This window comes from Erythrobacter sp. (assembly GCF_036351135.1).
GTDB lineage: Bacteria > Pseudomonadota > Alphaproteobacteria > Sphingomonadales > Sphingomonadaceae > Erythrobacter.
In genome coordinates this window covers 282,403-300,993 of record NZ_JAZBON010000027.1, presented here as the reverse complement: position 1 = coordinate 300,993, position 18,591 = coordinate 282,403, and the positions used below count along the sequence as shown (strand labels likewise).

At 64.5% G+C, this 18,591-nt stretch carries 22 protein-coding genes; 9 read left to right on the top strand and 13 right to left on the bottom strand.

Going from position 1 to position 18,591, the window contains the following annotated elements; translation table 11 throughout:
* Positions 1 to 5 precede the first annotated feature (5 nt).
* Positions 6 to 1,253: a sensor histidine kinase gene (locus tag V2I30_RS11075; protein WP_330662216.1), complete on the bottom strand. Its 1,248-nt coding sequence runs from the start codon at positions 1,251 to 1,253 to the stop codon at positions 6 to 8.
* A gap of 118 nt (positions 1,254 to 1,371) precedes the next feature.
* On the bottom strand, positions 1,372 to 2,814 hold the full coding sequence (gene fumC, locus V2I30_RS11070; protein WP_330662368.1) for a class II fumarate hydratase: 1,443 nt from the start codon (positions 2,812 to 2,814) through the stop codon (positions 1,372 to 1,374).
* Positions 2,815 to 3,080: 266 nt separating this feature from the next.
* Here fumC and V2I30_RS11065 point away from each other — a divergent pair, with 266 nt between their 5' ends.
* The 5 genes from V2I30_RS11065 (at position 3,081) to V2I30_RS11045 (ending at position 8,420) form a co-directional block, all read left to right on the top strand.
* Positions 3,081 to 3,662: a protein-L-isoaspartate O-methyltransferase family protein gene (locus tag V2I30_RS11065; RefSeq protein WP_330662215.1), complete on the top strand. Its 582-nt coding sequence runs from the start codon at positions 3,081 to 3,083 to the stop codon at positions 3,660 to 3,662.
* Positions 3,663 to 3,709: 47 nt separating this feature from the next.
* Complete coding sequence (locus V2I30_RS11060; RefSeq protein WP_330662214.1) at positions 3,710 to 5,161, top strand: TolC family outer membrane protein; 1,452 nt, start codon at positions 3,710 to 3,712, stop codon at positions 5,159 to 5,161.
* Between the two features lie 46 nt (positions 5,162 to 5,207).
* Positions 5,208 to 5,744 carry a DUF2497 domain-containing protein gene (locus V2I30_RS11055; RefSeq protein ID WP_330662213.1) on the top strand — a complete coding sequence of 179 codons (537 nt, stop codon included), beginning with the start codon at positions 5,208 to 5,210 and terminating at the stop codon, positions 5,742 to 5,744.
* Between the two features lie 85 nt (positions 5,745 to 5,829).
* Positions 5,830 to 7,998, top strand: coding sequence for a dipeptidyl-peptidase 5 (locus tag V2I30_RS11050; RefSeq protein WP_330662212.1), 2,169 nt, complete (start codon positions 5,830 to 5,832; stop codon positions 7,996 to 7,998).
* Positions 7,995 to 8,420: a (2Fe-2S) ferredoxin domain-containing protein gene (locus V2I30_RS11045; RefSeq protein WP_330662211.1), complete on the top strand. Its 426-nt coding sequence runs from the start codon at positions 7,995 to 7,997 to the stop codon at positions 8,418 to 8,420. The genes V2I30_RS11050 and V2I30_RS11045 overlap by 4 nt, the downstream gene beginning before the upstream one ends.
* 8 nt (positions 8,421 to 8,428) lie before the next feature.
* Here V2I30_RS11045 and V2I30_RS11040 read toward each other — a convergent pair whose 3' ends face one another.
* The gene (locus V2I30_RS11040; RefSeq protein ID WP_330662367.1) at positions 8,429 to 8,740 is read right to left on the bottom strand and encodes a hypothetical protein; all 312 of its coding nucleotides are present in this window, start codon (positions 8,738 to 8,740) and stop codon (positions 8,429 to 8,431) included.
* A gap of 155 nt (positions 8,741 to 8,895) precedes the next feature.
* Here V2I30_RS11040 and V2I30_RS11035 point away from each other — a divergent pair, with 155 nt between their 5' ends.
* From V2I30_RS11035 to xth, 3 genes are read left to right on the top strand one after another with little or no spacing between them, the layout of a single operon-like run.
* Positions 8,896 to 9,324, top strand: a complete 429-nt coding sequence (locus V2I30_RS11035; RefSeq protein ID WP_330662210.1) for a CBS domain-containing protein — start codon at positions 8,896 to 8,898, stop codon at positions 9,322 to 9,324.
* A 46-nt stretch (positions 9,325 to 9,370) separates the two neighbouring features.
* Positions 9,371 to 9,700 (top strand): HesB/IscA family protein, encoded by a 330-nt coding sequence (locus V2I30_RS11030; RefSeq protein WP_330662209.1) that lies wholly within the window; start codon positions 9,371 to 9,373, stop codon positions 9,698 to 9,700.
* A gap of 42 nt (positions 9,701 to 9,742) precedes the next feature.
* A complete protein-coding gene (gene xth, locus V2I30_RS11025; protein WP_330662208.1) occupies positions 9,743 to 10,552 on the top strand; it encodes an exodeoxyribonuclease III in 810 nt (269 codons plus the stop codon).
* Positions 10,553 to 10,595: 43 nt separating this feature from the next.
* Here xth and V2I30_RS11020 read toward each other — a convergent pair whose 3' ends face one another.
* The 10 genes from V2I30_RS11020 to V2I30_RS10975 all read right to left on the bottom strand — a co-directional run bounded on the left by V2I30_RS11020 (position 10,596) and on the right by V2I30_RS10975 (position 17,237).
* Complete coding sequence (locus V2I30_RS11020) at positions 10,596 to 11,243, bottom strand: cell wall hydrolase (RefSeq protein WP_330662207.1); 648 nt, start codon at positions 11,241 to 11,243, stop codon at positions 10,596 to 10,598.
* Positions 11,244 to 11,451: 208 nt separating this feature from the next.
* Positions 11,452 to 11,787, bottom strand: coding sequence for a DUF1491 family protein (locus tag V2I30_RS11015; RefSeq protein ID WP_330662206.1), 336 nt, complete (start codon positions 11,785 to 11,787; stop codon positions 11,452 to 11,454).
* 24 nt (positions 11,788 to 11,811) lie between these two features.
* Positions 11,812 to 12,285 (bottom strand): PaaI family thioesterase, encoded by a 474-nt coding sequence (locus V2I30_RS11010; RefSeq protein ID WP_330662205.1) that lies wholly within the window; start codon positions 12,283 to 12,285, stop codon positions 11,812 to 11,814.
* Positions 12,275 to 12,736, bottom strand: a complete 462-nt coding sequence (locus V2I30_RS11005; RefSeq protein WP_330662204.1) for a PTS sugar transporter subunit IIA — start codon at positions 12,734 to 12,736, stop codon at positions 12,275 to 12,277. The genes V2I30_RS11010 and V2I30_RS11005 overlap by 11 nt, the downstream gene beginning before the upstream one ends.
* 184 nt (positions 12,737 to 12,920) lie before the next feature.
* The gene (gene hpf, locus V2I30_RS11000) at positions 12,921 to 13,511 is read right to left on the bottom strand and encodes a ribosome hibernation-promoting factor, HPF/YfiA family (protein ID WP_330662203.1); all 591 of its coding nucleotides are present in this window, start codon (positions 13,509 to 13,511) and stop codon (positions 12,921 to 12,923) included.
* 52 nt (positions 13,512 to 13,563) lie between these two features.
* Positions 13,564 to 14,262, bottom strand: a complete 699-nt coding sequence (dnaQ, locus tag V2I30_RS10995; protein WP_330662202.1) for a DNA polymerase III subunit epsilon — start codon at positions 14,260 to 14,262, stop codon at positions 13,564 to 13,566.
* A gap of 47 nt (positions 14,263 to 14,309) precedes the next feature.
* A complete protein-coding gene (gene coaE / locus V2I30_RS10990; RefSeq protein WP_330662201.1) occupies positions 14,310 to 14,912 on the bottom strand; it encodes a dephospho-CoA kinase in 603 nt (200 codons plus the stop codon).
* Positions 14,909 to 15,775 (bottom strand): shikimate dehydrogenase, encoded by an 867-nt coding sequence (gene aroE / locus V2I30_RS10985; protein WP_330662200.1) that lies wholly within the window; start codon positions 15,773 to 15,775, stop codon positions 14,909 to 14,911. The genes coaE and aroE overlap by 4 nt, the downstream gene beginning before the upstream one ends.
* Complete coding sequence (locus V2I30_RS10980; protein WP_330662199.1) at positions 15,772 to 16,395, bottom strand: Maf family protein; 624 nt, start codon at positions 16,393 to 16,395, stop codon at positions 15,772 to 15,774. The genes aroE and V2I30_RS10980 overlap by 4 nt, the downstream gene beginning before the upstream one ends.
* Positions 16,392 to 17,237: a pyruvate, water dikinase regulatory protein gene (locus tag V2I30_RS10975; RefSeq protein WP_330662198.1), complete on the bottom strand. Its 846-nt coding sequence runs from the start codon at positions 17,235 to 17,237 to the stop codon at positions 16,392 to 16,394. The genes V2I30_RS10980 and V2I30_RS10975 overlap by 4 nt, the downstream gene beginning before the upstream one ends.
* A 334-nt stretch (positions 17,238 to 17,571) precedes the next feature.
* On the opposite strand from V2I30_RS10975, the gene hemE reads away from it, so the two are divergent.
* Positions 17,572 to 18,591, top strand: coding sequence for a uroporphyrinogen decarboxylase (gene hemE, locus V2I30_RS10970; protein WP_330662197.1), 1,020 nt, complete (start codon positions 17,572 to 17,574; stop codon positions 18,589 to 18,591).

Below are 18,591 nucleotides of genomic sequence, written 5' to 3'. Positions count from 1 at the left end.
TGTTCCTACCTCTTTCTCGGCAAGGACAGCGGGATGCGCAGCTGCGTGCGATAGCCGCCCGGGATCGGCGTCGAGGTGAAAGCGATATCCGATCCGAACCGCGCCTCGAGACGGTCGCGCACATTGGCAAGGCCGATGCCGAAACCATGCGGCATTCCATCGGGCACGCCGGGGCCGTCGTCGCTGACGGTGACCACCAGCCGGTCGAATTCCTCATGCGCGGCCAGCGTGATTGTCACCGGACGGGCGACCGCGGAAACGGCGTATTTCACAGAATTTTCGACCAGAGGCTGCAGGATCATGCCCGGAATGCGCGCATTTTCAAGGTCTTCGGGCAGGTCGAACACGCATTTCAACCGATCGGGAAAACGCACCGCTTCGATGTCGAGATAGAGTTTCTGAAGATCGAATTCGTCCTTCAGAGCCACGTCGTTGGTCGGATCGTCGGCGAGACTGTGGCGATAGAACCGGCTTATGGTCTGGATCATCTTTTCCGCGCGCGCCGCCTTGCCGGTCATGACGAGGGCGGACAGCGAATTCAGCGTGTTGAACAGGAAATGCGGGTTGACCTGGTAGCGCAGCGATCTCAGCTCGGCAGCCTTAGCGGCGGAGCGGAATTGCTGCTCGCGCCGCTCGGCCGCACGTGCCTGATGCCCGGCAAGGAGCGCGAAATAGGTCGAGGCCCAGGCAAGTAGCAGAAAATAGCGCCCCAGCGCGATCTCGAGCACCCGGCGCCAGGGATCCTGCGTCTGTTCGGCGGACGCGATGATGAGCGACTCGGAATTCTTGAAGGTTGCCCGCTCATCGGCGGGGATCGCATCGACGGCGATGCCGGCGGGCAGATCGTAAAGGAGATTGCCCTCGTCGTCGAAGCGCAAGCCGCGTTCCTCGACGAAGCGCATCTCGATCTCCTTGAGGATGTCCTCGAAGGCGACATAGTTGATCTGCCCGATGGCGATGGCGACGGGGATCGCGAACAGGCTGGCCGCCCCGATCTTGATCCACAATGCCTGGCGATCGACCAGCCGGAGCATCGCCCACAGCACGATCGTCAGCCCGATCCCGGCAATGGTGACGAGCAGCCGGCGCGCGGCCATCTCCGCCTGCATGTCGAGCTCGAGCACCACGCCGCGCGCGGTCACCAGCAGGAAATAGGTTCCCCACAGGACGACCATCGACATCAGCACCGTACGAAACGGCACGCTGACCGCCGAAGGCTCGGCGGGGGTCTTCCTGGAGGCGTTCAGTAACATGATCGGAAGTGCGAAATAGCGCCTCGTCGCAGGAATCGCCAATCGGTCGTCGGCCTGGGTTCTCGTTTGGTCGAATGTTGCGCCGGCACGCAGCGCGCTACGCGACGTCGCCGATGCCTCAATCGCGCGGCGCGATCATGTCGCGCGGCACGATCCATTGCTCGAACTGCTCCTCGGTCAGCAGGCCGAGCGCGAGCCCGGCTTCCTTGAGCGTGGTGCCCTCGGCATGCGCCTTTTTCGCGATCTTCGCCGCATTATCGTAGCCGATATGCGGATTGAGCGCGGTGACCAGCATCAGGCTCTCGTTCATCAGCTGGTCGATCCGGGTGCGATTGGCCTCGATCCCGGTCACGCAATTGTCGGTGAAGCTGCGCGCTGCATCGCTCAAGAGGCGGATCGACTGGAGCACACTGTAGATCATCACCGGCTTGAAAACGTTGAGCTCCAGATGACCATGCGATCCCGCGACGCTGACGGTTACCGCATTGCCCATGACCTGCGCGCAGACCATCGTCAGCGCTTCGCATTGCGTCGGATTGACCTTGCCCGGCATGATCGAGGAGCCGGGCTCGTTCGCCGGCAGCGCGATTTCGCCCAGACCCGAGCGCGGGCCCGAGCCGAGCAGACGGATGTCGTTCGCGATCTTCATCGCGGAAACGGCGATGGTGTTTAGCGCGCCCGACAATTCGACCAAAGCATCATGCGCGGCGAGCGCTTCGAACTTGTTGGGGGCAGTCACGAAATCGTGACCTGTCGCCGCGGCGACCTCGGCGGCGAATTTCTCGGCGAACCCCTTCTTGGAATTGATCCCGGTGCCGACCGCCGTGCCCCCCTGCGCCAGTTCGAGCACGCGCGGCAGGGCGCTTTCTAGCCGGGCGATGCCGTATTCGATCTGCTTGGCGTAGCCCGAAAATTCCTGTCCCAGCGTCAGCGGCGTTGCGTCCTGCAGATGGGTGCGGCCGATCTTGACGATGTCGGCGAAGTCCTTCGCCTTTTCGTCCAGCGCGCCGTGCATGTGCTCCAGCGCAGGGACCAGGCGTTCGATCACTTCGCTTGCGGCGGCGATATGCATCGCGGTGGGAAAAGTGTCGTTCGAGCTCTGGCCCATATTGCAATGGTCGTTGGGATGGACCGGGTCCTTCCCGCCATGCGTGCCGGTGAGGATTTCGTTGGCGCGGCTGGCGATGACCTCGTTGGCGTTCATGTTGGACTGCGTGCCCGAGCCGGTCTGCCACACGCTCAGGGGAAACTGGTCGGCGAGCGTTCCGTCGATGACCTCGCCCGCCGCCTGAACGATGGCGTCGCCCAGCCGTTTGTCGAGCACCCCCAGATCCATGTTGGCTTTGGCGGCGGACTGTTTCTGGATGCCGAGCGCCTTGATCAGCGGGGCGGGCATGGTCTCGGTACCGATGTCGAAATTGGCGAGGCTGCGCTGCGACTGTGCGCCCCAATGCGCATTGACGGGCACCGCGACTTCGCCCAGCGAATCGTTCTCGATCCTGACCTGGCCCGTGGCGCCGAAAATCGCGCCGTCATTGTGCACGCCTGCGGTCTTTTTCATGTCACTCATCGAACCCCTCCTTATGCCGGTCGATCCGACCGCTGACCCTCGCTCATATTGCCCCATATGCCGCGCGCCGCGGCAAGGTCAAAGCCCATCTGCCGCGCATCTCTGCAGGTTAACGGCAAGGTGTGATGCGCGAATGCACGCCTGTCGGCGCCCGGTACCAGACCCACCGCTTATGGGCTTGGAAGTGCCGCCCCCCGTGGCTAGGAAGGATTGACGAACTGTATTAGATGGATAATACAGTCTATGGAATGATGACTATGGATCGCAAAAGCGCCCGTAAGGCGATGATCGACAGCCAGCTTCGCACCAGCGGAGTAAACGAGGAATTCGCGCTCGCTCGCATGATGGCGGTGCCGCGCGAGGATTTTCTGCCGGTGGAAAAGGCGGGCCTTGCCTATATCGACCGTTCGATCGCGCTCGGCGAAGGCGCGCATCTGGCGGCGCCGCTGTTCTACGGCAAGCTTCTGATCGAAGCGGTGCCGGATGCCTCGGACCGGGTGCTGATCGTTTCGGGCGGCACGGACTATTTGAAAGCTCTCGTCGAACCGATGGTTGGCGAGGTGACCAGCATCACCGCGCGCGAGGTCGTCGAAGGCTCGATCCCGGGCGGGGATTACACGCTCGTCTTTATAGATGGCGCGGTCGAGCGCCTGCCCGACGCGCTCGGCGAAGCGGTGGCGGATGGTGGGCGGATCGTGGGCGGTCTGCTGCTGCGCGGCGTCACCCGGCTGGCAAGCGGACGCAAAATCGCCGGTCAGATCGCGCTCGAACCGGTCGAGGACATCGGCATTCCAGTCCTCCACGCCTTCGACAGGCCGAAGAGCTGGTCCTTCTCGTGACCCGGCCGCCGAGTGTCTCCCGGCGTATGCGAACGCCGCGCGCCGCCATGGCCGCGGCGATGGCCGGCATTCTCGCCGCCCTACCCACGGCGGCGCAGGCGGACACTCTGCGGGAAGCGCTCGCGGCGGCCTACAACACCAACCCCACCCTCGCCGGCGCCCGCGCGAACCAGCGCGCGACCGACGAAGAGGTGCCGATCCAGCGCGCCCCGGGCCTGCCCAGCGTCAATATAACCGCGACCCATATCGAGTTCCTCCGCCAATCGGCCAACGCGTTTACGGCACCTGTCCGAAATCTCGGCGTAAACACGCAATTGCAGGTGCCACTCTATACGGGCGGCGCGGTGCGCAACGGCATTCGCGCGGCGAAGGAGAGGGTTGCGGCGGGGCAGGCCGATCTGCGAGCCACCGAAAGCGCGATCTTCAGCCAGACCGTGGCCGCCTATATGGACGTGCTGCGGTTCGAAGCGCTGGCTATGTTGGCGCAAAACCAGGTCGAAGTGCTTGACGTCACCTTTCAATCGACCAGCGACCGGTTCGAGATCGGCGATCTCACCATCACCGACGTCGCGCAGGCGCGCTCGCGTCTGGCCGTGGCGCAGGGCGATCTGCGCACCGCCTTCGCCAACCTCGTCACTGCGCGCGAGAACTACATCGAACTCATCGGCATGGCGCCCGACGACCTCCAGCCGCCCCCGCCTCTCCCCGGCCTGCCCGAAACGGTGGGCACGGCCGTCGTCACCGCGCTCGAGAACAATCCGGACCTCATAGCCGCGAAACAGCGGGCCGAGGCTGCCGGGTTCGACACCGAAGTCGCGGGCGCCGGCCGATTGCCCACGCTCGGTCTGTTCGCGAACAGCGATTATTCGAACTTCTTCGATACGCTGGGCGGCCCGATCGCCGCCGATTTCGTGCAGGAAGAGGTCACCGCCAATGCCGGCGTCCGCCTGACCATTCCGATTTTTCAAGGTGGCCTCCCCGCCGCGCGTCAACGCCAGGCCGGCGCGCGCGAGACCGCCGCGCTGGAGCAGGTCATCGTGACCGAGCGTGACATCATTCAACAGACCCGCGCCGCCTATGCCAGCTGGCAGGCCTCCAACGCCGTCATCGAAAGCTCGCAGGCCGCGGTCGAAGCTGCGGAGCTAAGCCTAGAAGGGGTGCGTGCGGGCAATTCGATCGGCGAACGCACCATCATCGAAGTGCTGAACGCCGAGCAGGAATTGTTGAATGCCCGCGCCCAGCTCGTCACCGCGCGGCGGAACGCCTATGTCGCCGGCTTCACGCTGTTGGCGGCGATGGGCAAGGCCGAGGCGCGCGATCTCAACCTCGACACGGGCGGCCCGCTCTACGATCCCACCGTCAATTACGAACGCGTGCGCGGACGCTTCTGGGACTGGGACCGCGACCCCCCGCCCGAGGCGACCTCAACCAGAACCGTTGACATCGAGGCGGACGACGACTTGATTGGCCCCGTTCTGGCGCCCGGCGAGCCGCAATGAGCTTCCGATTCGTGCGCCACCCGGGGGTGTAGAAGGGGTTGGTCCGATGGCCGATAGCGAAAATGGTAGTGCGGCAAACGCATCAGGCGGCGACGCCGCATCGGTCGAGGAAATTCTCGAATCGATCAAGCGGGTGATGGAGCGCGATCGGCCTGCCGCCAAGCCCGCACGATCCGGCGCCCCGGCTGCGGGTAATGCGCGCAATGGCGCTGCCAGATCCGGGACGGACGATACGAGCAAGACGGATGAGCACGGCGACCATCAAGACGCGGCCGACGAGGAGGTGCTCGACCTCGCCGATATGGAACTGCCTCAGGCCTCCCAGCCGAATGTCGAGATCGATATGCCGCTCGTGGGCGAAGAGGTCCGCGGCGCGATGCAGCAGAACCTCGCCGCGCTCGCCATGCTGTCCGAACCCGGGGCAAAGCCGCAGATCGTGCGCTCCGGCGAAACCTCGCTCGAGGGGCTGACCCGCGAACTGCTGCGCCCGATGCTGGCGGAATGGCTCGACAAGAACTTGCCGGGTATGGTCGAGAAGATGGTGCAAGCGGAGATCGCCCGCATTGCCGGTAAGCGCCGCTGAACCCGAAGCCATGTCGGCCCTGCTCAAGACGCGGCGGCCAACTCTTTTTCTGGAACCTGCCGGATATTCGCGTTAGCGCGCCTTCATGGGACGCCACATTCTGACATGCGCCGCACTCGCGGCCGCTCTCACCACGACCTTCCCCGTCGCCGCGCAGGACGCGCCGCCCGCGGATACTCTGAGCGAAAGAACCGCGATCCCCGGTCTCGACCGACCGCCAATGACCGCGCGCGACCTCATCACCATGCCGCGCCTCGGCGCTCCGGTGGTCTCCCGTTTCGGTCGCTACGCAATTTATGCGGTGACCTATACCGATGAGGAAACGCTCGAACGCGAGGCGCAGCATTATCTGCTCGATCTGCAGGTGCCGGGCGCAGAGCCGGTGTCGCTCGATCTCGGATTGTCCGGCCACTCGCTCGCTTTCGGTGCGGACAATCACCTCTATTTTCTCAGCGGCGATCATCCTGACGAATCTGCCGAGACGCGCCAGCGCCTATGGCGCGTAGCGTTGAAGGATGGCGGCTGCGTTTCGACGCCGAGCCTGCTCGCCGATATGGGACCCGCCGACATCGCCGGGTTCAAACTCTCGCCCGCAGGCGACCGCATCGCGCTGTGGGGCGAAGTCCAGCGTTCTTGCGAAAGCCTCGCCTGCGATCCGCCCGAACCGGCGACCGGCTCCGGCCGCCTCTATGACGGCGAGATTGGCTTTTATCGCCATTGGGACCACTGGGTCCGCCCGGACGTCTTCAACCGGGTTTTCGTCTATCCGCTCGAAAACGGCACCGTCGGCGGGGACGCGATCGCGGTCGATGGCGGCGATGCGCCCGGTGCGCTTATCGCGAACACGCCGACCCGGCCCTTCGGCGGCGGCGACGACATTGCCTGGGCGCCCGACGGATCGGCGCTCTACTTCACCGCCCGCCGCGCGGATGCGAACGAGCCGGGTTCGACCGATCTCGATATCTATGTGTCCGACCTCTCGGGCGCCGCCCCGATCGAACTCACCGCGGCGAACACCGCATATGACGCGAACCCCGCGCTCTCGCCCGACGGTCGCCACCTCGCCTATGTCGCGATGGCGCGCCCCGGCTACGAATCGGACCGCACGGTGGTCCATCTGCGCGATCTCACGACCGGAGAGACCCGCGCGCTGACCGCCGATGTCGACCTGTCCTTCGGCAATCTTACCTGGAGCCATGACGGCTCGCACCTGCTGGCGAGCGCCGCGGACGTGCTCGATACGCCGGTCTATCGCATCGATCCGGCAAGCGGCGCGGTGACCGAGCTCAACCTGATGGCCGGGAACGAGGCGCATATCGGCGCCTTTGCGCCGCTGCCGGGCGGGCGGCTGCTGTTCACGCGCGATTCGATCGGGGTGCCCGCCGAACTTTTCCTCGCCAATGGTAATCGCCCAGCCAAACCGCTGACCGATATCGTCACCAGCCATATGGGCGAGATGGCGACGACTAGGACCACCCGTTTCAGTTTCGAAGGGGCACAGGGCGACACCGTCTGGGGCCAGATCACGCGGCTCGAAAACCAGGAAGGGCCGATCCCCGCCATTCTCTACATCCATGGCGGGCCGCAGGGAACCTTCAACGACGTCTGGTCGAGCCGCTGGAATGCACGCGCGGTCGCAAGCCAGGGCTATGCCGTTATCTCGGTCGATTTCCACGGGTCGGCCGGATACGGCCAGGCGTTCAAGGATTCGATCAATCGCGACTGGGGCGGAAAGCCGCTTGAGGATTTGCAGAAAGGCCTCGCCGCCGCCCTCGCGGAAGACCCGCAGATCGACGGCACACGTGCCTGCGCCATGGGCGCGAGCTATGGCGGCTACATGGTCAACTGGATCGCGGGGCAATGGCCCGAGCGCTTCGACTGCCTCGTCCAGCATGACGGGCTGTTCGACATGCGCAGCTTCTATTACGCGACCGAAGAGCTGTGGTTTCCGCGCTGGGATTTCGGCGGCTCCTATGCCGAGGCGCGTGACACCTACGAGCGCTGGAACCCAGTCAACCTTGTCGACAAATGGCAGACGCCGATGCTGGTAATAGCGGGCGAGCGCGATTTTCGAGTGCCCTACACGCAGGGGCTGCAAAGTTTCACCGCGTTGCAGGAGCGGGGGATCCCCTCGCAGCTGCTGGTCTTTCCGGATGAGAACCACTGGGTGTTGGGCGCGGCCAACTCGCTGCAATGGCACGAAACGGTGTTCGACTGGCTCGATCGCTGGCTTGGCGAGGAGCCGCAAGAATGAGCAAGAATGGGCTGCGCGCGGCGCAAACGGCGCTCAAGAACAAGTATGGCGCGGGCGAGACCGCCATCGAGCGGCATATCGTGCTGTGCGCGCTTTCCGAGAAGCAGAAATGCTGCTCGCGCAAGGAGGGCGAGAAAGCTTGGCAATTCCTGAAGGACGAGCTCAAGAAACGCGGTCTTGCCGGGCCGAAGCGTGGGGCGGAGCATCGCAAGGGAGCGGGCGGGGGCGTGCAACGCAGCAAGGCCGATTGCCTGCAGATCTGCGCCGCCGGTCCGATCGCGGTCGTGTGGCCCGACGGGGTCTGGTATCACTCCTGTTCGCCCGAGGTTCTCGAACGCATCATCCACGAGCATCTGGTCGGCGGCCGCCCGGTCGCGGAATTCCGCCTTACCCCGCCCGCAAAAGCCGGCGCCCCCGCCTAACCGTCGGTCTAGTCCTCGTCCTTACCCCAAAGCTCGTCGCGGCTCGGCAAGCGATTGTCGACCGAATCGTCGTGCCCCGTACCGTGACTGAGGAAGACGAGCCCCATCAAAGCGCCGCCCAGCAGCATCGTGAAACTGATGCCGAGCGCCACCGCGATGTAAAAATGCACCGAAACCGCGCCATTATAGGCGTAAAGGAGGGCCAGCGCGAACAGCACCGTGCCCACCGTCACGCTCATCAGCAACTTCATGATCCGGCGATAGCGCGCCCAGGCGTGGGCGGCGTTTTCCGGATCGTCGAGGGGCGATTTGCGCGACATCGTCCTCACATGCGGATCGCCTAGCAGCAATGCAACGGCAAAGATCGCGGCGATGCCATGCAACGGGCGCAACTGCGTGCGGGTGCGCCTGAGGCGGTGAGACTCGCTTTTGAGCGCGAAAAGTGGCATTTTCAGCGGTGAGAGAGGATAAATTCATGACCATCGCCAAGATCATCGCCGATCGCCGCGCGCAGGATATCATCACCTGCGATGCCGAAACCCCCTTGAGCGAAGTCGTCTCGTTGCTCGCGACCAAGCGGATAGGCGCGCTTCCCGTGCTGCGTGCCGGTAAGGTCGCCGGGATCGTTTCCGAACGCGACGTCATCTACTGCCTTGCCGACAAGGGTCGCGAATGCCTCGATCTGCCGGTGGGCGAAATCATGACCTCGCCGGCGGTCACGGTCGAGCCGGCGACGCGGATCGACGATGCGCTTGCACTGATGACGCGGCGACGGTTCCGGCATTTTCCGGTAATTGAGGCGGACCGTCTGGTCGCCTTCATCTCGATCGGCGATCTTGTGAAGGACAAGATCGACGAGATCGAGCAGGAAGCGCAGGCGTTGCGCACCTATATCGCGAGCTGATCGTGGACCCCTTGCCGAGCGGCGGGTCAGTTTCTAAATTGGCGGTATGAGCGACAACCTCACCTTGACCCCGGCAGCGGCAAAACGCGTTCGCTGGATCGCTGACAAGCAGACGAGGCCTGCCATCCTGCGGCTTTCAGTTGAGGGCGGAGGGTGTTCGGGCTTCCAATACAAGTTCGACCTCGCCGAAGATGCGCAAGCGGGCGATGCGGTTAGCGAAACCGATGGCGTTCGCCTCGTGGTAGATCCGTTGAGCCTCGATCTGGTCGAAGGCAGTGTGGTCGATTTTGTCGAATCTCTGGGCGGGGCGGCTTTCCGCGTCGAGAACCCGCAAGCCGCGGCAGGTTGCGGCTGTGGGTCCAGTTTCGGCATTTAGGGCTTTCTTGCGTTTCGCCTGGCCGCGCGCCACAGCGGCGCGATGAAAATCGCCACTTACAATATCAACGGGATAAAGGCTCGCCTGCCCCGCCTGAAGGAATGGCTCGAGGAAACGCGTCCCGCAATCGCCTGCCTTCAGGAGATCAAATGCCAGGACAAGGATTTCCCCGCGGACGAGTTCGAGGCGCTTGGTTACGAGGCGATCTGGCATGGACAGAAAAGTTTCAACGGCGTCGCCATCCTTGCCGATGCGAAAGCAGGCTGGTCGGCGACGGAAGTGCAGCGCGGCCTCGGCATCGATGGGCCGAAGGAGGGCGAGGGCGAACAGGCACGCTATCTCGAAGTCGATGCGGCGAAAGACGGCAAAACCGCCCGCATCGTGTGCATATACCTCCCCAACGGCAATCCTCAGCCCGGGCCCAAATTCGATTACAAGCTCGCCTGGATGGACCGATTGCATACGCGCATGCAGCAGATCTGGGCCGACGAAGTGCCCGCGGCGGTGCTCGGCGATTTCAACGTCATTCCGCATGACGACGACGTCTTCTCGGTGCGGGCCATGGCGAAGGACGCGCTGATGCAGCCTGCATCGCGCGACGCCTATTTTCGGCTGCTTTCCGATGGCTGGACCGATGCGGTGCGCAATCACAATCCGCGCGGCGGGGTATGGACCTATTGGGATTACCAGGCGGGCGCATGGCAGCGTGATCACGGCTTTCGCATCGATCACATCCTGCTCTCACCCGAACTCGCCGATCGCCTGGAAGCGGTGGGGGTCGATCACGAGCATCGCGGCCGCGAAAAGGCGAGCGATCACGCGCCGACTTGGGCGGTTTTGCAAGAGGCTTGAACGGGTCGGCGAGCGCGGGTTGCGCCCGCCGTTCCCCCGCTAATCAGCGATAGAAGATATGCGTGTCGATCTGCGCGAGGCGGGTCTTGGCCCGGCTCCAGCGCGGCTTCACGTAATTGGCGTGGAAATAGACCGCGTCGGCGGCGTCCGATTCCCACAATTCCTCATGCGCGATCTTGGCGATCGCCTTGGCGCGCGTCCACGCGGCGCTGGCGGTCTTGATCCGCGGCATCCGGCCGCCGCGCACGAAAGAGAATTGCGAACGCTGGTAGACGACGCCGCAATAGCTGGCGGGCCAGCGGCGATCTTCCGCGCGATTGATGATGACCTCGGCGACGGCTAGCTGACCGTCGAGCGGTTCGCCGCGGGATTCGAAGTAGACGGCGCCTGCGAGGCACCGCATCTGTTCGCTCATCGCTGCGTCCGTGGCGACATCGCTCACCAACTCGCGCAGGGAGGAGGCGGCGGAAGGCGTTTCAGCGCTTTCGGGTGTTTCGTGCGCGATCGGCTGAACGACTTCAAGCGATGTGAAAGTGATGTCCTGCTCGGCAGGCGCTGGAGTGGCGACCGGCGCAGGATCGGTTTCGCCGGTATCCCGGGCGAAGGCTTCGGCCCCGTCGAGGCTCGAAAAACTGAATGCGGCACTGGCCGCGAGCGCGATGGCGCTCAGCGAATACGTCTTACGACCCATTACTGATGACTTTTAAGTGCGGTGAGCGAGCCCCGACGCAGGCGCGGACTTGTTTTCGCGATTTTTCGCTGTTGTTGATGTGGTCCGTGTAAGGCCTGCCGGCCGCTCCCCGTCTGCGTGCCGCCCACAAGGCCGAATTGCCTTGCCCCAACAGCCTGCGCACCTGGAAGCTGGCAGGCCAAATAGTCACAGATGAAACTAGGTCAAGCTATCGCGGCAAAAGTGCGATGAACCGTTCTGCATCGGCGATATCTACCTCGAGGATCCAGATATCGGGGTCCTGCCGCCTGCGACGATCGAGATATTCGTCGAATTCTTCCGGTTTTTCAGCATCTTGAGACTTGGTCGCAATGAAGGGTCGGGTCCCGTCAAGTTGCGGCATCCGCTCGAACAGCCGCGCGTCCGCCCCGCGATCGAGGGTTACGACAAGAACCGTGCCGGCATCCCTTTCGCCGCGTGCCAACACCATCGCCTGTCCGCCATTTGCTTCGGCCAGTCGGCGCAGGCTCGCCACTTCGAGATGGGCGGGGAGCCGCTCGCTCACGTAGGTTTTCTCATCGAGGCGCCACTATGCCCGATAGCCCGGCAGGCTGGAGAGCGCGATCCGCGAGCGCATGAAAGTGCCGGTCCCGCGCCCGATCTCATCGCCCTCTTCGTCCTCCAGGCGCGCCTCGGCGACGAACACGCGGCGCCGACCGCTGACCCAGCGCCCCTCGGCCATCACCGAGCCTTCGCGAACCGGCTTGCTAAAGTGCAGGTTGAAGCTGGTGGTCAGCAGGAAACGGTCGGTCGCCAGCGTGTTGGCCGCGTAGAAGGCGGCGTCGTCTAACATCTTGAAATAGATCGTTCCATGCGCCGCGCCAGCGGCGTGAAAATGCTCGCGCGTAATTGTAAATTCGAGACGCGAGCGCCCTTCCTCGACAATCGACAGGCGTGAGGCGAACAGCGAATTGACCGGCGCCGAATTGTAGAGCCGCTCCAGAGCGCGATAATGCCGATCGGCGCCGACGAGGCGGGGTGTCGTCGTCTCGTCAGGCCGCATCGCGCAGGAATTGGTTCGTCAGCACTGCATAGATCGCCTCGGCATCGGGCGCGTCGGCGAGTGCGCCGAGCATCGCATCGTCGCGCATCCGGCGCGAAATCGCGGCGAGCGCATGGAGATGTGTCGCCCCGGCATTCTCGGGCGAGACCAGCCCGAAGACGAGATTGACTGGCACCGCATCCGCCGCCTTGAAATCGACCGGCTGATCGAGCTTCAGAACGGCCAGCGTCGGGCGCCTGATCGCGCTGCTGCGACAATGCGGGATGGCGATGCCGCGCCCGAAGCCCGTGCTGCCAAGCGCCTCGCGCTGTTCGAGGCCTTCGAGCACATCCTCGCGGCCAAGCCCGTAGACGAGCGCGAACAGGTCGGCGAGTTCGGCAAGAATATCGCGCGCCGAACGCACTTCGGCAAGGCGGATCGCCTCGGGCACAAGAGCAATATTCACATCCATCCCGTCAAATTCCGAAAATTCCTGCCGCCTCACCCATGGCCTCTGCCCAAAGCGAACAAATCGGGCGAGATCATGGCGCGGTGGCTAAGGAAAACTCCGTAAACAATAGCCGCGCGCCGTCGGAGCAGCGCCCACACTTCCCAGCGTTCATGGGTCGGACTGGCCCGGCTGTCGTAGCGGCTCCCTACCGTCTAACCGTGGTCTCAAGGTCCTGTTGAGGCTCGACCCACCCGATCGAGCCATCTTCGCGGCGATAGACCATATTATGCCGCCCGGTTCCAGCATTTTTAAAAAAGAGCGCGGGCGTGCTGCGCAGGTCCAGCATCATCACCGCATCGGCCACACTGGTAGTCGGCACGTCGATCATCGTCTCCGCGATGATCGGCGGAGCGTCGGTAACGACGTCCTCTTCTTCGTCGCCCGAGGCGAAGATCGTATAGGCCGCCTCCTCCTGGGCGCGGACCTTCGTCGCGCGTTCGTGCCGGTCGTTCAGCCGCCGCTTGTAACGCCGCAGCTGCTTTTCGATTTTGGCCGCCGCTTCGTCCAGCGCGTGATGCGCATCGGATGCCTGCGCCTGCGCGCGCAGGATCAGTCCCTGCATGACGTGGGTGACGATATCGCAGGTGAAATTGCTGCCCGCCCCTTTGCCGAAGGTGACATGCGAGGACAACGCGCGCTCGAAATGCTTGTCGACGATCGCGCCCAGGCGGTCGCTCGCATGTTCCTGGAGCGCGGCCCCGGTTTCCACCTGATGTCCGGAAATTCGCATGTCCATCGTGGCCTATCCTCCTGTCATGTCATCCCGCGCGACAAGGCGACTGCCCGGTTCAGCGGGTCCAGATCGCCCGCTCAATCCCGGCAATGAATTCGGCGTGCCTCGCCAGCTCCACTGCGCTGGCCGCATGCAGACGCGGTTCGCGCCGGGGCCGTCCCGAACGGACATCGCGCGCGCCGTCCCAGCCTCGGGTCGGCGGCGCGCTTCCTTGCACTTCGTCGATGAGTTCAAGCCCGATCTGACGTCCGCCGGTCAGCTCGACATAGACTTGCGCCAGCAATTCGGCGTCGAGCAGCGCGCCGTGCTTCACCCGGTGGCTGCGATCGATGCCGTAGCGCGTGCACAAAGCGTCGAGCGACAGCTTGGCGCCGGGATGCTTGCGGCGGGCGAGGGCGACCGTATCGACCATCCGATCCATGCCGATGGCTGAGCGGCCGATGCGTTCTAGCTCGCTGTTCAAGAAGCCGAAATCGAAGCCTGCATTATGCGCAACGAGCGGCGCGTCGCCGAGGAATTCGAGCAGGGCGTCGACCGTTTCGGCAAAGAGCGGTTTGCCGCTGAGGAAATCGCTCGACAGGCCGTGCACCGCTTCGGCGCCGGCGGGCATGTCGCGTTCGGGGTTGTAATAGGCGTGGTAGGTACGGCCGGTCTCGACCCGTCCCACCATTTCGACACAGCCGATCTCAACCATGCGATCCCCCGTCTTGGGGTCGAGCCCGGTCGTCTCGGTATCGAAAATCACTTCGCGCATTCGTCGGACTATCGATCAGCCTCGGCGTAAGCGCAAGTCCCGCCGCGCTACATGCCCTGGTCCGCGCGTAAAGCGGCGACGAGCTGTTCGACCTGCGCGCGGGTCTGCGCCAGGCTGGTCCCGGTATCGATCACGTGATCGGCGCGCGCGCGCTTCTCCGCGTCGGGGGTCTGGAGGCCAAGTATATGTTCGAATTTCGCCTCGGTCATGCCGGGCCGGGAGAGCACACGCTCGCGCTGCGCCTGGGGCGGAGCGGAGACGACGACGACGATATCGACCGCTTCATGCCCGCCGCGCTCGAACAGCAGGGGAATGTCGAACAGCACCAGCGGGGCGCCGGCATGGCGTTCGAGAAAAAGCGCACGCTTTGCCGCCACCGCGGGGTGAACAATCCCTTCGAGTGCGGCGAGCTTCGTCTTGTCGGCGAAAACCAGTGCGCCCAGCGCCTCGCGATCGACGCCGTCGGCACTCGTCGAGCCGGGGAAGGCCGCCTCGATCCGCTCGACCAGCTCGCCGCCCGGCCCCTGCATCGCGCGGACCTCGGCATCGGCGTCGAACACCGGGACGCCCGCATCCTCGAACATGCCGGCGACAGTCGACTTGCCCATGCCGATCGAGCCGGTGAGGCCGATGAGAGTCGGGCGGCTCATCGCGTGAGCGCGGCCACCAACTGATCGTCGCGGGTGCGCAAGGGGGTGGGGCCGAACAGCAGCTCGAAGGCGCTTGCCGCCTGCCCGACCAGCATGGCCAGGCCATCGACGGTGGGATGACCCCGCGCACGCGCCGCCTGGAGGAAGGGCGTGTCGACCGGATCAGTGACGATATCGTAGGCGATCGCGCCGGGCGGGGCGTGGCTCCAGTCGAAAGCGAGCGGCGGGTGGCCCGTCATGCCGAGCGGGGTCGCGTTGACCACGAGATCGAGGCAGCCCTCGCGATCGTCGAAGGCAAAGTCCGTGGGAGCGGCGAAATGGTCGAGCGCCACGACGTGATGCTCGCCGGCGGGCGCGAGTTCGTCGAGCAACGCGCGCGCCTTGCCCGGATCGCGCCCCGCCAGCACCAGCGTAAACCCCTTGTCGGCCAGCGCAGCGACAATCGCACGCGCCGCGCCGCCGGTGCCTAGGATTCGCGCCATGCGATAGAGGTGGCGGCGCTCCAGCAGCGGAGCAAGCGGTTCGAGAAAGCCGGCGGCGTCGGTGTTGTGTCCCACCAGCGCACCCTCAGTGCCCCGCACCACCGTGTTTACCGCCCCCAGCGCCTGGGCCAGGGGATCGAGCCCGTCCAATAGCGGCGAGATCGCCTGTTTGTGCGGCATGGTGACGTTGCAGCCCGCCCAGCGCGGCCGATTGCGCCATTCTGTCAGATAGGAAGCGAGATCGCCGGGCTCGACCAAGTGGCGATCATATTCGCCGGCAAGGCGCATCTGGCGCAGCCAGAAACTGTGGATCAGCGGCGACTTGGACTGCGCGATCGGATCGCCGATGACGTGGGCGAGGGGGGAGCCGGCCTCGTTCATGCGGCAAGCACCCCTTGTTCGCGCAGGGCGCCCAGCACGGGCAGGAGCGGCATGCCGAGCACGGTGAAATGGTCGCCCTCGATCCGCTCGAACAGCTGAACGCCCGGTCCCTCGATCCGAAAACAGCCGACCGTATGGCCGATAGCGGGCCATTCGCGCGTCAGATAATCGTCGATGAAACGCTCGGACAGCTTGCGCACCACCAATCGCGCGCAGGCCGCGTGCGACCATTCGCAACCCGCCGCGCCCCCGCTCATCCGCACCAGTGCCGCGGCGCTGTGCAGTTCCATCACCTTCCCAGAAAAGAACGCGAGATGCGCGCGCGCCTCTTCGCGCGAGGCCGGCTTGTCGAACCGCCGGCCTTCGACCACGACCAGCGAATCGCTGCCCAGCACCAGCGCGTGCGGGTGATGGCGGGCGAGAGCCTCGGCTTTCGCGACGCTTAGGGCCTCGGCCACTTCGCCGCCCGGCGCACCCGCCATCCGCGCTTCGACCGCGCGTTCGTCGAGATCGGCAGGCACCGCCTCGTATGGCACGCCGGCGGCATCCAGCATCGCGCGGCGCGAGGCGGATTTGGAAGCCAGGATGAGGGCGGTGGTTTGCCCATTGTCGCCGCTCATATCGGCTTCGCCACGCCGTCGACCTTCCTCTGCTTGCGCTCGCGTTCCTGCACCAGCCGGATTATCGCCGCCGCGCTTTCCTCGATCGATCGGCGGGTGACGTCGATTACCGGCCAGCCGTTGTCGGCGAACATGCGGCGCGCGAATTGCAGCTCGGATTTCACCTTGTCGTTGTCAACGTAGGAGGTCTGCGCCTTCTCGTTCAGCGACAGGAGCCGGTTGCGCCTGATCTGGACCAGCCGCTCGGGCGCGGTCGTCAGCCCGACAACCAGGGGGTGACGCAGCCCGAACAGGGCATCGGGCGGCGGGCTTTCGGGGACGAGCGGAATGTTCGCAACCTTGTAGCCGCGATTGGCGAGATAGATGCTGGTCGGCGTCTTCGAGCTGCGCGAAACGCCGGCTAGGACGATATCCGCCTCCTCCCAATTCTCGTGCCCAACACCATCATCATGCGCAATAGTGTACTGGATCGCATCGACGCGGCGGAAATAATCCTCGTCCATCAGGTGCTGACGCCCCGGGCGTCCATGCGCTTCCTGCCCCAGCTGGGATTCGAGCGACGCGGTGACCTGATCGAGCACCGGCACCGCGGGAAGACCCAGATGCCGGCAATGTTCCTCCAGCCGAGCGCGGGTCTCTGGATTGACCAGCGTGAACAGCACGAGCCCCGGATTGTCGGCAAGATCGGGGACGATCCGGTCGAGATGCTGGCGCGAGCGGACCATCGGCCAGAAATGCCGGCTGACCTCGGGATCGTCGAACTGCGCCAGCGCCGCCTTGGCGATCATTTCGAGGGTTTCACCGGTCGAATCGGAGACAAGATGCAGGTTCAGGCGGTTCATGTTTCGAGTCGGAGATGGCGCCGCCGCAGCTTGTGGATAGGCACCTGCATAAACCACGGGAGAGGGACGTGGACAAGCATGGGAGCAAATTGGATGCCCGCTACGCCTATTCCAGTCCCGCTTTTTCTCGACATGAAACGTGGATGCGCGCCGGCATTGGGAAGATCGGGGATAGATCTCGCTTGACCTTGGACCGCGCGCGAGTCGAGCCTGTGGGAAATCACTAGGGCGGATCGGACAGGATCGGGAAAGCCCGGTAATTCCCGCTTTCCACATGCCCAACAGAAAACATCATTCCTTTTAAAATCATATTATATTTGTTTAAAGGGACGCCATGCCCGGTCCTTTGCTCGACACCCTGAAAGGTCATCGCCAGGACGTGGCGCCCGTATGGCTCATGCGCCAGGCGGGACGCTACCTCCCCGAATATCGAGAATTGCGCGCCGAAAAGGGCGGCTTTCTCGAGCTGGTCTATGACAGCGAGGCGGCGGCCGAGATCACCGTGCAGCCGATCCGGCGGTTCGGCTTCGACGGGGCGATCCTGTTTTCCGACATCCTGATCGTGCCGCATGCGATGGGGCAGGGCCTGGCCTTCCTCGCCGGCGAGGGGCCCAAGCTGAGCCCAACCTTGATCGACACAGAGCTGAGCGCGTTCACTGCTGCGCCCGAACGTTTCGATCCGATTTACGAGACCGTGCGCCGCACCCGTGCCATGATCGCCGAGGATGTGACCATGCTCGGCTTTGCTGGTTCGCCCTGGACGGTCGCTACCTATATGGTTGCGGGCGAGGGGTCCAAGGACCAGGGCCCCGCACGCCTGCTCGCCTATCGCGATCCGGCGCGGATGCAGGCGATCTGCGATGCTATCGTCGCGGTCTCGGTCGATTATCTGCGCGGCCAGATCGATGCGGGCGCCGAAGCCGTTCAATTGTTCGACAGCTGGGCGGGGAGCCTTGCTCCGGATGAGTTCGAACGCTGGGTGATCGCGCCCAATGCCGCCATCACCGCCGCGATCGAGGCCTCGCATCCCGAAACCCCGGTGATCGGCTTTCCCAAGGGGGCGGGGGCGAAGCTGCCGGCCTATGCGCGCGAAACCGGAGTCGATGCGGTCGGCCTCGATGAAACGCTCGACCCGGCCTGGGCGCATCGTGCGCTGCCCGAAGGCATGCCGGTGCAGGGCAATCTCGATCCGCTGCTGCTCGAGGCTGGGGGCGAGGCGCTGGCGCCGCGGGTGCAGGCCATCCTGAACGCCTTCGAAGACCGACCGCACGTCTTCAATCTGGGTCACGGCATCGGCCAGTTCACCCCGATCGATCATGTCGAGGCCTTGCTGCGCGCGGTGCGGGGGGAGTAG